This is a genomic window from Curtobacterium sp. MCPF17_002 (assembly GCF_003234115.2).
In the GTDB taxonomy this organism is placed as follows: domain Bacteria; phylum Actinomycetota; class Actinomycetes; order Actinomycetales; family Microbacteriaceae; genus Curtobacterium.
Genome location: NZ_CP126251.1, coordinates 2,032,744 through 2,045,554 on the forward strand (window position 1 = coordinate 2,032,744; position 12,811 = coordinate 2,045,554).

11 protein-coding genes are annotated in these 12,811 nt (G+C 71.4%); 2 read left to right on the forward strand and 9 right to left on the reverse strand.

Annotated elements, in window-relative coordinates; all coding sequences use genetic code 11:
* Nucleotides 1-120 precede the first annotated feature (120 nt).
* Together DEJ28_RS09565 and DEJ28_RS09570 are read left to right on the forward strand one after the other, a co-directional pair.
* Nucleotides 121-594, forward strand: coding sequence for an NfeD family protein (locus DEJ28_RS09565; RefSeq protein WP_258368144.1), 474 nt, complete (start codon nucleotides 121-123; stop codon nucleotides 592-594).
* Complete coding sequence (locus DEJ28_RS09570; protein ID WP_111116452.1) at nucleotides 591-1,826, forward strand: SPFH domain-containing protein; 1,236 nt, start codon at nucleotides 591-593, stop codon at nucleotides 1,824-1,826. The genes DEJ28_RS09565 and DEJ28_RS09570 overlap by 4 nt, the downstream gene beginning before the upstream one ends.
* A gap of 87 nt (nucleotides 1,827-1,913) precedes the next feature.
* Here DEJ28_RS09570 and DEJ28_RS09575 read toward each other — a convergent pair whose 3' ends face one another.
* The 9 genes from DEJ28_RS09575 to DEJ28_RS09615 form a co-directional block, all read right to left on the reverse strand.
* Nucleotides 1,914-2,264 carry an RNA polymerase-binding protein RbpA gene (locus DEJ28_RS09575; protein ID WP_111116451.1) on the reverse strand — a complete coding sequence of 117 codons (351 nt, stop codon included), beginning with the start codon at nucleotides 2,262-2,264 and terminating at the stop codon, nucleotides 1,914-1,916.
* 104 nt (nucleotides 2,265-2,368) lie between these two features.
* Nucleotides 2,369-4,057, reverse strand: a complete 1,689-nt coding sequence (gene lnt, locus DEJ28_RS09580) for an apolipoprotein N-acyltransferase (protein ID WP_258368143.1) — start codon at nucleotides 4,055-4,057, stop codon at nucleotides 2,369-2,371.
* Between the two features lie 11 nt (nucleotides 4,058-4,068).
* Nucleotides 4,069-6,510, reverse strand: coding sequence for a DEAD/DEAH box helicase (locus DEJ28_RS09585; protein ID WP_111116450.1), 2,442 nt, complete (start codon nucleotides 6,508-6,510; stop codon nucleotides 4,069-4,071).
* On the reverse strand, nucleotides 6,507-7,259 hold the full coding sequence (gene tatC / locus DEJ28_RS09590) for a twin-arginine translocase subunit TatC (RefSeq protein ID WP_111116508.1): 753 nt from the start codon (nucleotides 7,257-7,259) through the stop codon (nucleotides 6,507-6,509). The genes DEJ28_RS09585 and tatC overlap by 4 nt, the downstream gene beginning before the upstream one ends.
* Nucleotides 7,260-7,816: 557 nt before the next feature.
* Nucleotides 7,817-8,788 carry a helix-turn-helix transcriptional regulator gene (locus DEJ28_RS09595; RefSeq protein ID WP_111116449.1) on the reverse strand — a complete coding sequence of 324 codons (972 nt, stop codon included), beginning with the start codon at nucleotides 8,786-8,788 and terminating at the stop codon, nucleotides 7,817-7,819.
* Nucleotides 8,781-9,821, reverse strand: a complete 1,041-nt coding sequence (locus DEJ28_RS09600) for a helix-turn-helix transcriptional regulator (protein ID WP_111116448.1) — start codon at nucleotides 9,819-9,821, stop codon at nucleotides 8,781-8,783. The genes DEJ28_RS09595 and DEJ28_RS09600 overlap by 8 nt, the downstream gene beginning before the upstream one ends.
* 71 nt (nucleotides 9,822-9,892) lie before the next feature.
* Nucleotides 9,893-10,822, reverse strand: a complete 930-nt coding sequence (locus DEJ28_RS09605; protein WP_111116447.1) for an FKBP-type peptidyl-prolyl cis-trans isomerase — start codon at nucleotides 10,820-10,822, stop codon at nucleotides 9,893-9,895.
* Nucleotides 10,823-10,865: 43 nt separating this feature from the next.
* Entirely contained in the window at nucleotides 10,866-11,972 is a 1,107-nt protein-coding gene (locus tag DEJ28_RS09610) for a tRNA (adenine-N1)-methyltransferase (protein ID WP_258368141.1), read from the reverse strand.
* Nucleotides 11,969-12,679 (reverse strand): HAD family hydrolase, encoded by a 711-nt coding sequence (locus DEJ28_RS09615; RefSeq protein ID WP_258368140.1) that lies wholly within the window; start codon nucleotides 12,677-12,679, stop codon nucleotides 11,969-11,971. Before DEJ28_RS09615 ends, DEJ28_RS09610 begins: the two co-directional genes overlap by 4 nt.
* Nucleotides 12,680-12,811: the final 132 nt, after the last annotated feature.

Sequence of the window (12,811 nt, forward strand, 5' to 3'; positions counted from 1 at the left end):
CCGCCGTCGAGCCTACCAATCGCCTGGGCGACCGACACTCGTTGCTGATATGTTGAACGGAGTTGGACCGGCCGTCGCGACGCAGCGACCCGCCGCGCGCGACCGAGGGAGGGAGATCGCGTGAACTCGATCGATTGGATCCAGACCGTCGTCTGGATCGGACTGGTGCTCGTGCTCGGGGTGGTGGAGATCTTCACCCTCGACTTCATCTTCATCATGCTCGCGGCAGGCGCCGCCGGTGGGCTGATCGCCGGGCTCCTCGGTGCTCCGTGGTGGCTCTCCGCCGTCATCGCCGCCGCCCTCGCCCTGGTGCTGTTGTCGCTCGTCCGTCCGCGCCTCATCACGGCGCTCGGACGGAACGCCGACCCGCACCGCACCAACGTCGAAGGGCTGATCGGGCTCCGCGGCACCGTCGCCGTGGCGTTCACGTCGTCCGCGCCCGGGCAGGTGCGCCTGGCGAACGGCGAGACCTGGAGCGCCCGCATCGCATCCGACTCCACAGACCGAACACCGCCGCTCGGCACCCCCGTGGTCGTCGAGTCCATCGAGGGGTCGACAGCCGTCGTCCGCCTCGGAGAAAGGGCCACCTCGTGACCATCTCAGCCGGGACGATCGCTCTGCTCGTCCTCATCCTGATCGTCGTGATCTTCGTGATCGTCGTCTTGTCCCGCGCGATCCGCATCGTGCCGCAGGCGACCGCGGGCATCGTCGAACGACTCGGGAAGTACCACAAGACCCTCAACCCTGGGTTGAATCTTCTGGTCCCGTTCATCGACCGACTCCGCCCCCTCCTCGACATGCGCGAGCAGGTCGTCTCGTTCCCGCCGCAGCCGGTGATCACCGAGGACAACCTCGTGGTGTCCATCGACACGGTCGTGTACTTCCAGGTCACCGACGCCCGCGCCGCGACCTACGAGATCGCGAACTACCTCGGTGCCGTCGAGCAGCTCACCACGACCACGCTCCGCAACGTCGTCGGTGGCCTCAACCTCGAAGAGGCCCTGACCAGCCGCGACAACATCAACGGCCAGCTCCGCGTGGTGCTCGACGAGGCGACCGGCAAGTGGGGCATCCGCGTCGGTCGTGTCGAGCTCAAGGCGATCGAGCCGCCCGTGTCCATCCAGGACGCCATGGAGCAGCAGCTCCGTGCCGAGCGGAGCCGTCGTGCCGCGATCCTGCAGGCCGAGGGCACGAAGCAGTCCCAGATCCTCGAGGCCGAGGGACAGCGGCAGGCCGCCATCCTCGCGGCCGAGGGCGATGCGAAGGCCCAGGTCCTCCGGGCCGAGGGTGAAGCCTCCGCCATCGCGACCGTGTTCGAGGCGATCCACACCGGCGACCCGGACAGCAAGCTGCTCTCGTACCAGTACCTGCAGATGCTCCCGAAGATCGCCGAGGGCAGCGCGAACAAGCTCTGGATGATCCCGAGCGAGTTCACCGAAGCGCTCTCCGGCATCGCGAAGGGCTTCTCGGGCGGACGGACCGGCAGCGGACCCGTCGGCGGCGGGACCGGTGGCGACTTCCTCTCGAAGATCTCGAAGCTCGCGAACGAGAGCCTGGCGAACACCGTTTCAGCGGATGCGGCCGCGGCTTCGGCCCCGCGTGCCGACGCCACCGCGGCGGACATCGTCCCCGAGTCCGAGCTCGACCAGCGTCTGGCCGAGTCGAACCGCAGCGTCGACGCGCACCTCGCGGCGGCCGACGACGAGACCGAGCAGCAGCTCGGTGGCGGCGCATCGGCGACGCCCGACGCGACGAAGGCCGAGGACGCCACGAAGCCCGACGACGCATCTGGCCACCGGTTCACCGACGGCTCCGGTCGCCGGTAGCGGACACCGCACCGCACACGACGACGCCCGCCCCGGTTGCACCGGGGCGGGCGTCGTCGTGTGCGGTTCTGCTTCGGGCGCCGTTCGTCAGGCGCCGCGGCGGGCTCGCAGGAACTGCAGGCGTTCCTGCAGGAGTTCCTCGAGCTCTTCACGTGAGCGCCGTTCGAGCAACATGTCCCAGTGGGTCCTGGGTGCCTTCACGTCCTCTGCGGCGACCTCGACGGGGATGCCGTCGTCGCCGAGCAGGCGACCTTCACGACCGGAGCGGGGCTCCGACCAGGTCTGGGGGACGTCTGCATCAGCGGAGAAGACGATGTCGAACGTCTCCCCCGATTCGGTCTGGTAGACCGCGCGCTTGCGGTCGGAGAGCTCGACGCCCTCCTCGCTCTGGAGACTCTGACTCCCGAGCCGCATGCCGCGGAGACTCCGATCAGCCATGTGTGTGCTCCTCTCGCTCGCCTGTCCTCCCCAACACTGTCCCACGGACGATCAATCCCGGCCCGGCGCATTCACAGTCCGTTCCCAGTGGCGGGGACCGGCGGTCAGGAACGGGCGCTACTGAGAGAGGAAGCCCGAGCGGTTCGCGCCGAGCGGGACCACGGTGCGCAGGCGAGCAGGGTGAGCAGCCCGCCGAGCGAGAGCAGGAGCGCGACCAGGCCGGACGCGACCGTGGCCGGCGTGGTGCTCGTCCCGAGCGGGACGTCGGTGATCATCGAGGTCGCGGTGTACTCCGGCACCCGGTCGATGGTGCGACCGCTCGGGTCGATGACCTGCGAGGCCCCGACGGTCGAGATGTTCACGAGGGAGCGCCCGGTCTCGATCGCGCGCATCCGGGCGATCTCGAGCTGCTGCAGGTTCTCGTCGGTGCCGGAGAAGTCGGCGTTGTTCGTCTGCGCGAGGATCACCTGCGCTCCCCCACGGGCCATGTCCCTGGTCAACCCGTCGTCGACGATGTCGAAGCAGATCGCGATGCCGGCCTTCACCCCGGCGACGGACAACACGTTCGGTTTGGTGCCGGGCGTGTAGTCGCGCTGGAGCAGTCCGATGAGCGACGGTGCGATCTTCGAGAAGAACCAGCGGTCCGGCACGTACTCGCCGAACGGCACGGGACGCTTCTTGTCGTAGGACGACTGCCATCCGTTCGCCGTCCAGACGAACGACGTGTTGTGGAGCACGCCCGACGGGGTCTGCGTGATGGCGCCGGCGACGATGGGGGCTCCGACGGCGTCGACGACCGAGTCCAGGGCCGACGCGATGACGGGCTGCTGACGGGGGTCGAACTCCGCCGAGCCCTCGGGCCACACCACCAGGTCGACACCCTTCGCGTCGACGTCGGTCGCGGCGACCTGGGCGTTCAGCACCTCGCCCGGCGTCGCCCGGTCGAAGTACCCGGCCGGGCCGTTGCCCTGCACCGACTCGATGCGGATCGAGCCGTCGGTGGCGGTCGGCCACGCGGGCACGGCGAGCACCGCGGCGACGAGGAGCCCGGCGGTCGCGACCCGCATCGGCAGCCGGAGGACGACCCCGGGGCCGCGGGGCACGACGAGCGCGAGGGACAGCACGACCGCGGTGCAGTACACGACGACGAAGGTCACCCCGAGGACACCGACGTACGCGGCGAGGTGCGCGAACGGACTCTCGGACTGCGACAGCCCGACCCGACCCCAGGCGAACCCGCCGTAGGGCCAACTGCCGGAGAACCACTCGCGTCCGGTCCACAGTGCGGCCACGACCGCCGGGAGGCCCCACACGCGTCCGGCCGTCGAGGGCAGCACCCGCGTCACCCATCGGTACGCGAGCGCGATCGCGACGCTGCCGAGTGCGAAGAACACGGCTTCGAAGAGCGCGAGGGCGAACCACGGGACCGGCCCGAGGTAGCGACCGGCCCAGGAGATCGCCGGGATGTAGAACGCCGCACCGGCGACGTACCCGAGCCACGCTGCGCGCCGCACGCGCTGCCCCATCGCCGCGAGCAGCATGCAGGCGAGCGCGGGGTAGGCGAGGAACCACCAACCAGGCGACGGGAACGACAGGGCGAACAGCACGCCGCCGATCACCGCGAGCGGGAAGGCCTGCGCGAGCGGGAGGGCGGCGAACGGGTTCCGTCCCGGCCGCGAGACACCGCCCGGCGGGCGGGACACCGCGCGGATCGGCGGCGTCTCGTCGGGGAGGAGGCGTCTCGGGGTGGAGCCGGCGTCACGCGGACGCACGTCGGTCTCGGGGACGCGCACCGTGCCTCCCGTCAGACCGCCGCGTAGGCGACGATGCCGCGGCGAACCGCGTCCGTTGCCCGGCGGGCGGTCTGGGCGAGGTCGTCGTCGCCGGCGTTCCGGAGCTGGTCGAGCAGGTCGATGACCTGCTTCGACCAGCGCACGAAGTCGCCAGCGGGCAGGTCGAGCGTCCGGAGGACGTCGTCGAGCGCGGAGCCGGACGCCCACCGGAACATGCCCACCGCGGCCGCCGGGGTGGGCGGCTGCGAGCCGGCGAGCCGCGCCTCGCGCTCGATGTCGTCGAGGCGGGACCAGATGTTCAGGGTCTCGTCGAGCGCGGGCCGGAAGGCGCCGCGGGGCAGGGCGTGCTCGGTCCCCGGAGCGTCCTCGCGTCGGGGCTGGTACACGATCGTGGCGGCCATCGCCGCGAGCTGCGCGGGTGTGAGGTCCTTCCAGACGCCGGCCTCGAGGCACTCGGCGACGAGCAGGTCCCGCTCGCCGTAGATGCGCTGCAGGCGTCGACCACCCGCGGCGACCGTCGCTTCGCCGTTGCCGGTGTCCACGAGGTAGCCGAGCTGGAGCAGCACGTCCGTGACCCGGTCGAAGGTCGTCGCGACGGCACCCGTGCGGGAGCGGATCTGCTGCACGAGCTTGTCGTTGGCGCGCTTGAGCTTGTACCAGCGCTCCGACCAGCGCGCGTGCGCTTCACGGTCGGGGCAGGCGTGGCAGGGGTGGCGCTGCATCTGGCGCCGGACCTCGGTGATGGCCGCCTGCCGTTCGGCGCGGGCACCGTGCGAGGCCTCGCGACCACCGGGGACGCTCGTCCGTTCGAGGTCGGAGAGCTCACGGCGGAGCGCGGCGTACTCGGTGAAGTCGCCGAGGTGGCACTGCATCGCCTGCTGGTAGCCGTCGAGGGACTCCTGCTGCGACCGGACCTTCCGCGCGAGGTCGACGACGGAACGGTCTGCCTGGAACTGCGCGAACGAGGTCTCGAGGACTTCGCGCGTCCGCTGCCGCCCGAACTGGTCGATGAGGTTCACGGCCATGTTGTAGGTCGGCTTGAACGAGGAGTTCAGCGGGTAGGTGCGACGACTGGCGAGCGACGCCACCGCCTGCGGGTCGAGCCCGTCCGACCACTGGATCACCGAGTGGCCCTCGATGTCGATGCCGCGACGGCCGGCACGACCGGTGAGCTGCGTGTACTCCCCCGGCGTGATCGGCACGCGGGCCTCGCCGTTGAACTTCTCCAGCTTCTCGAGCACCACCGTGCGCGCCGGCATGTTCACGCCGAGCGCCAGGGTCTCCGTCGCGAACACGACCTTGAGGAGCTTGCGCTGGAAGAGGTCCTCGACGACTTCCTTGAAGGCGGGCAGCAGACCGGCGTGGTGCGCGGCGACGCCCCGTTCGAGTCCTTCGAGCCACTCCCAGTACCCGAGGACGGCGAGGTCCTCGTCGAGGAGGGTGCGGCAGTGGTACTCCGCCGTCTCGCGGATCTCGTTGCGCTCCTGCACGGTCGTCAGCGACAGGCCGGAGCGGAGCACGTTGCGGACGCCCTGGTCGCAGCCGTTGCGGCTGAACACGAAGAAGATGGCCGGCAGCAGCATCCGCTCGTCGAGCATGTGCGCGATCCGCTCGCGGTGCAGCTTCTCGGTGCGGGGTCCGCGACGGTCGTGGTACCCGCCGCGACCCCGGCTGCCGCGGTGTCCGCCGCCGTTCCGTTCGCTGCGCGAGGCACCACCGACGAGCCGCAGCAGCTCCGGGTTCACACGGTTCGTCGCCGCCGCACCACTGGAGTCGAAGAGGTCGACCATCTTCGAGCCGACGAGCACGTGCTGCTCGAGCGGCACCGGACGGTCCTCGGAGACGATGACGTCGGTGTCGCCGCGGACCGTCTGCAGCCAGTCGCCGAACTCCTCGGCGTTCGACACCGTGGCACTCAGGGACACCAGACGGACCTCGGTCGGGAGGTGCAGGATCACCTCTTCCCACACCGCCCCGCGGAACCGGTCGGCGAGGTAGTGGACCTCGTCGAGGACCACCCACGCGAGGTCGTCGAGCAGGTCGGAGTCCGCGTAGATCATGTTGCGGAGCACCTCGGTGGTCATCACGACCACCCGGGCCCGCGGGTTCACGTTCGTGTCGCCCGTGAGCAGGCCGACCTCGGACTCGCCGTAGACGCTCACGAGCTCGGAGTACTTCTGGTTGCTCAGGGCCTTCATCGGCGTCGTGTAGAACACCTTCGCCGTCGGCTGCCGCATCGCCAGCCAGATCGCGAACTCCGCCACGATCGTCTTGCCGGCACCGGTCGGGGCGGCGACGAGCACGCTGCGCCCCTGGTCGAGCGAGTCGCACGCGGCGAGCTGGAACGGGTCGAGGTCGAAGCGCAGGTCCGTCCGGAACAACTCGAGGTTGCGGGAACGGTTGCGCGCCTTCGCCGCGGCGAACCGCTCGGCAGGGCTGGGTACTGAGGTCACAGGCCGTACTCTTCGTCGAGTTTCGCCTGGCGCTTCGCCAGCCGCCGGTCGTGCAGCCACGTCACTGCACACGCGGCGATGTAGAGCACGATCATCGGCACGGCGAGCAGGAACATCGAGATGACGTCGGCGCTCGGCGTGACGATCGCGCAGAACACCAGGATGCAGAGGATCGCGATGCGCCACGACTTGATGATCGACGACGCCGACAGCACGCCGACGAAGTTGAGCAGCACGAGGAACACCGGCAGCACGAACGCGATGCCGACCGCGACGATGAGCTTGATGACGAAGTCGTAGTACGCCTTCGCATCGACGATCGAGGTGTCCTGACTCGACACGAAGCTGCCGAGGATGCCGACCACGTGCGGCAGGATGTACCAGCCGAAGTAGCAGCCGGCGAAGAACAGCGGGATCGCGGTGCCGAGGAACCCGAACACGTACTGCTTCTCGCGCCGCACCAGCGCCGGCACGATGAACGCCCAGATCTGGTACAGCCACACCGGGCTCGAGATGATGACGCCGATCGTGATCGCGATCTGCAGCTTGAGGTCGAACGCCCCCGTGATCATCGGGAAGTTCAGTTCGGCCGTGTGCCCGCCGACCTTCGCGAGTTCGGCCACCGGGGATCGCAGCGAATCGAGCACGAACGGGGTGATGAACCACCCGCCGACCGCGCAGATCGCCACCGCGATGACGGCCCGGAACAGGCGGTTGCGCAGCTCGATGAGGTGCTGCCCGAGCGACATGCGGCCCTCGGTGTCCGTCGTCGGACTGCCGGTCCGCCTCGCTCGCCCGCGCGCGGTCGTCGAAGCCATGCCCCGATCCTACGGGACCGGGGCCGACAGTCTGCCGCCTGTGGGCAGAACCGCGCGTCGGGTGCTGATTCGCTCGCCTTCCGCACGTCGCCGGCCGGGGGCCGAACCGCGCGTAGGGTGTCGAATCGCTCGTAGGAGGTCGGAAATTCCTGCACCCTACGAGCGATTCCGCCTCCCACGCGCGATTCCGCCACCCACGCGCGGATCTGCCTCCCACGCGCGGATCTGCCCGCTTGTGGTGGCGGGTGCGGGACGGCCTGGAGGCGCGGGGCGGGGCCGCCACGCGCCTCCAGGCCTGCTGTGGTCGGGTCCACCCCTGTGGGTCGCGCCCCGGTGCGGACGTTGCGCCCCGTCACACCGGGGCGCGGTGTTCGTGCGGGGGTGCGACGCCTCGTGAGCGCGCCGCGCGACGCCTCGCGTGCGCACCGTGCGACGCCTCGCGAGCGCGACGCGCACCGTGCGCCGCGCGGACCCGCGCGCGCCGAGCGTCAGCCGGCGGCGAGGGCAGCGGCGGCGAAGTCGCGGACCGCGGCACGCGCGGCCGGCGGGTCGATCACGACGGCGCGCCCCGGCAGGCCGGCGACGAGCCGCACGACACCGTCGAACCCGTTCGACGCCGCGAGCCGGATGCGCACGCGGCCGACCCCGTCGGGCGCGTCGGCGGTGTCCGCCAGGAAGTCGGCGACGAGGGGCAACGAGGACGAGTCGAGCTCGACCGTGACGATGACGTCCGACGCGGCCTGCTGGAACAGGGTGTCCGGGATCACGACGTCGTCGATGGACTTCTCCACCGGGCGGTCGTCGACCCGGACGCCGGACATCCGGTCGAGCCGGAACGTGCGGAGCGCCTGGCGGTCGAGGTCCCAGGCGCGCAGGTACCAGTCGGTGTCGATCGACTCCACGCGGAGCGGGTCGACACGGCGCGGACCGCCCTGGGTCCGGGGGCCGGCGTACTCGAACGCGAGACCCCGCCCGTCGGACATGGCCCGGCGGATCGTCGCGAGGGCGACGTCGTGGAGGTCCTGGCCGACGGCGACGTTCGCTGCCGCTCCCCCGGCTCCGCGGGACAGCTTCGCCATGAGCGCGCGGATGGCGTCGCGGTCAGCGGCCTCGGGCAGCGCCGACAGGTACTGCAGGCCGGCGATGAGCGCCGAGGCCTCGCGGGCGGAGAGCCGCGGGGAGTCGTCGATCGCGACGAGGTTCGTCAGGACGATCATGTCGTTCTGGTCGAAGTCGTCCCAGGCGATGTCGAACAGGTCGCCGTGCTGGTACTGCATGGTCTCGCCGGGTACGCCCGACACCGCGATGAGCTCGACGGCGCGGCGGATCCGGGCCTCGGGCACGCCGAAGTGCCGGGCGGCCTCGGCCACGGAGACACGTTCGCGGTCGATGAGGTAGGGCACGAGGGCGAGCAGGAACGCGAGCTTGTCCTGCGCCTGGAGCGGTTGCTGCTCAGCCACGCTGGTCCCCGTCGTCGCTGTGGTCGGCGACAAGCGCACGGAGGCGCGCGGTCACGCGGTCGCGGAGGTCCGCGGGCTCGAGGACCTGCACCTCCGGCCCGAACGCGGCGAGTTCCTCGGCGAGGATCTGCGGGTCGACGTGGTGCAGGACGAGCACGCCGGCTTCGTCCGTCTCGGTGTCGCGGCGTCGGGCGAGCCGCCGTTCGGCGTCGGATCCTGGTGCGACCCGGATCCGTGCGGTGCGGGCGGCCCAGATCCGGTCGAGCTCGGCGAGCGCGCGCTCCCCGGCGCCCGCGGGGGCCGGGTGCTGCCCGACCTCGTACTGGGCGACGGGCCCGACGATCCGGGACAGCAGGTAGTTCTTCGTGCCGCCGGTCGAGAACTCGTGGGCGGCGAGCATCCACCGGCCGCCGTGCTGCACGAGCGCGACCGGGGCGACCTCGCGCCGACGGGCGTCGTGCTGGCCGGGCGTGATGTAGTCGAACCGGACGGCTGCACCACGGTCGAGTGCCGAGCGCAGCGGCTCGAAGGCGACGTCGCGGGCACGGAGTCGCGGGGCGTAGGCGCCGATCGCGCCGGCACCACCACCGGCACCCTCGCCGTCGTCGTCTTCGGAGCCGGCCGAGCGGACCTTGAGCAGACCGCGGCGGGAGTCGGCGGACAGTGCGCCCTCACGCCAGGCCATCGCCGCGAGCGACAGCAGCGCGGACTCGTCCGGCGTGAACCGGACGTCGTCGGGCAGGTCGTACTCGCCCTTCGGGATCCGGTACCGGAGCGTCTGGTTGTTGCCGGCGGCACCGGGCGTCTCGATCGTCTCGAGCGGGATGCCGAGTTCGCGGACGTCGTCCTTGTCGCGCTCGAACTGCCGCTCGAGCGAGGCGTTGTCACCGCCGGTGCTGAACCGCTGGCGGTAGCCCTGCACGTTCGCGAGGATCTCGGACTTGGTCAGCCCGGACTCCGTGGAGAGCAGCGCGAGGACCAGGCTGAACAGCCGTTCCTCGGCAGGCACACGGGGCACACGGGTCGCTGGCACGAGCCGATCCTACGGCAGCGCGGGTGCACCGGAGTGCACCCGCGCCGCGGTCCGTGGACGGTCGGACGAGGTCAGCTCGCGACCTTGCCGAGGACGTCGATCACGTACGCGTACGCGGTGCCCTGCTGGTGCACGATCGCGAGGACCTGGTCACCGACGCGGTGTCCGAGGATGGCGTTCCGGACGCCCTCCTGCACCTGACCCTTGGCGAGCGGCACGGTCTGCGCGCCCGACCCGTCGGTCCAGCTGGAACCCGCGACGGAGGCGTCGGAACCCTCGGTGCCCCAGGTGACGGCGGTGTACTTGATGACCGCGGTGTCCTTCGCGGTGAGTGCCGCGCCGGAGCCCTTGCGGAGCAGGTGCATCTCGTCGGAGGACGGGGCGTTCCAGGACGGGATGGTGATGCCGGGAGCACCGGAGGGCGCCAGGACCACGGCGGGCATCTTGTCGCCGGCGAGCTGGGGCGTGCCGGTCGCACGGGAGTCGAAGGCGCGCTTGACGTCGATCACGGCGACGACGGCGTCCTCGGTCTTCTTCGACGTGGTCCCGGTGTCGCCCGTGGCGGAGGAGCTGAGCGCGCTCTTCGGCAGCGCGACGGCCAGGCGGTCGCCGACGTGCGCGCACTCGACCGCGGCACCGAGGGCGCCGTAGTTGCTCGCACCGGCGGTGATCGGGGCGGTCGCACCCGAGTAGCCGCTCGTCTGTGCGACCTCGCCGGTGGCACCGTCGACCAGCGTGTACTCGATGAGGACGGGGGTGCCGTCCTCGACCGCGCGCCCGTCGCCCTTCGTCAGGACGGAGACCTGCGTGCCCTTCGTGGTGAGGCCGCTCGGGACGGAGACCTTCGGCTCCTTGCCGAACGCGCCGGTGGCGGTCACGGCCTGGGAGGCGGCACCGGGAGCGGCGCAGCTCGACGGCGTGGTGCCGGCCCCGCTGGCCGCGCACCCGGTGAGTGCTGCGGCGAGGCCGATGGTGACCAGGAGTGCGGGGATGGTGCGCACGGACCCTCTTTCCGTTCGATGCAGGACGGGCACGGTGCGTAGCCTAGCGGTCACGGTCAGCAGTCCCGTCCGCGGCGACGGGACCGTCCGGCTCCACCGCGGCGTCCGTCCCCGACGCCTCGGCGGCGGCGACCTTCCGGGCCTGCGCGGCCGCCTGGCGCGCGACCTTGCGGAGCTTCTTGTCACTGGCGGAACGCTCACCGACGGCGCCGGGGGTCCATGCCTCGACGTCCTCGTCGGAGAACTCCGCCTTGCCTGCGCGACGCTTCAGGTTGGGGAGCACGACGCCGTCGGCGAGCCGGCGTGCCGTGACGAGGAACCCGGTGTGCCCGACCATCCGGTGGTCAGGGCGGACCGCGAGCCCCTCGACGTGCCAGGTCCGCACCAGGGTCTCGCTCGAGTGCGGGTCGGTGAAGCGGCCGGTGTCCCGGAGCGCCTCGGCCGTGCGGGACAGCTGCGTGACCGTCGCGACGTAGCAGACGATGAGCCCGCCCGGCACGAGGGCGTCCGCCGCGGCGTCGACGCACTCCCACGGGGCGAGCATGTCGAGTACGACGCGGTCGACGCTCTGCGGCTTGGTGGCGTCCGGCAGTTCCTCGACGAGGTCGCCGACCGTCACGGACCAGTTGTCCGGGACGGCGCCGAGGAAGGTGCCGACGTTGCCGCGCGCGATGGCGGCGAACTCCTCGCGGCGCTCGAACGACTGCAGGCGGCCGGTCGGGCCGATCGCACGGAGCAGGAACAGCGAGAGCGCACCCGAGCCGACACCGGCTTCGACCACGCGGGCTCCGGGGAAGACGTCCGCGAAGGCGACGATCTGGGCCGCGTCCTTCGGGTAGACGATGGCGGCGCCGCGGGGCATCGACATGACGTAGTCGTTGAGGAGCGGGCGGAGCGCGAGGTACTCGTCGCCGGTGCTCGCCCGGATCACGGAGCCGTCCGGCTGGCCGATCACGTCGTCGTGCCGGAGCACGCCGCGGTGGGTGTGGTACTCGCCGGAGACCTCGAGCGACAGGGTGGTCAGCTTGCCCTTCGGGCCGGTCAGCTGCACGCGGTCGCCCGCTCGGAACGGCCCCCGCGGCGGCGTGTGCGGGGCGCCACCGACGGTGTGCGGCAGGGCGTCGGTGGGGTCGGACAGGGCGTCGGTCATCGTGCGACCTCCTGGGTGCGGGCCGCGAGGGCCGGGCCGGTCAGCTCGATGAGACGGTCGACGTCGACGTCGGCGAGGGTGGTCAGGTGCACGTCGCCGCCCGTGATGTCCGACAGCGGCACGATGTGCTCGACGGCGACCGTGACGGCACCGGAGGCGACGGCGGAGGCCACCCCGGTCGCGGAGTCCTCGATCGCGACGCACGCGGTCGCCTCGACCCCGAGCTGCGCGGCCGCGGCGAGGTAGGCGTCGGGGAACGGCTTCGGGCGCTCGACGTCGTCACCGGCGACCACGGTCCGGAAGCCGCGCTCGCCCAGGGCCTCGGCGGCGACGAGCGCCATCTTGCGCCGGGACATCGTCACGAGGGCGGTGGGGATGCCGCGGGCGTGCAGTTCCTCGATGAGTTCACGCGCACCCGGACGCCAGGGCAGCTCGGCGTCACGGAGTCGCACCATGACGTACTCGGTCATCCACTGGATGATCTCCTCGACCTCCATGTCGACGCCCTTGTCGCGGAGGATCTCCCCCGACCGCTCGAGGCCGCTGCCGACGAGCGCCAGACCGTCCTCGTGCGTCCAGACGACGCCGTAGCGCTCCGTCAGTTCGACCTGGGACTGCTGCCAGATCGGCTCGGTGTCGATGATCGTGCCGTCCATGTCCCACAGCACGGCTGCGGGCGGGACGAGGGCGGAGGGATGCGCGGTCACGGGCGACGAGTCTACCGGGGCGGTTCCGCTCACCGCGGACGGGCGGTCGCGCGGACTCCTCCCGGCCCTATCCTTGTTGCCTGAATCGTGTCCGGCCGTGCGCGGCCTCCGCCGCTCCCGCCCCGCTCCACC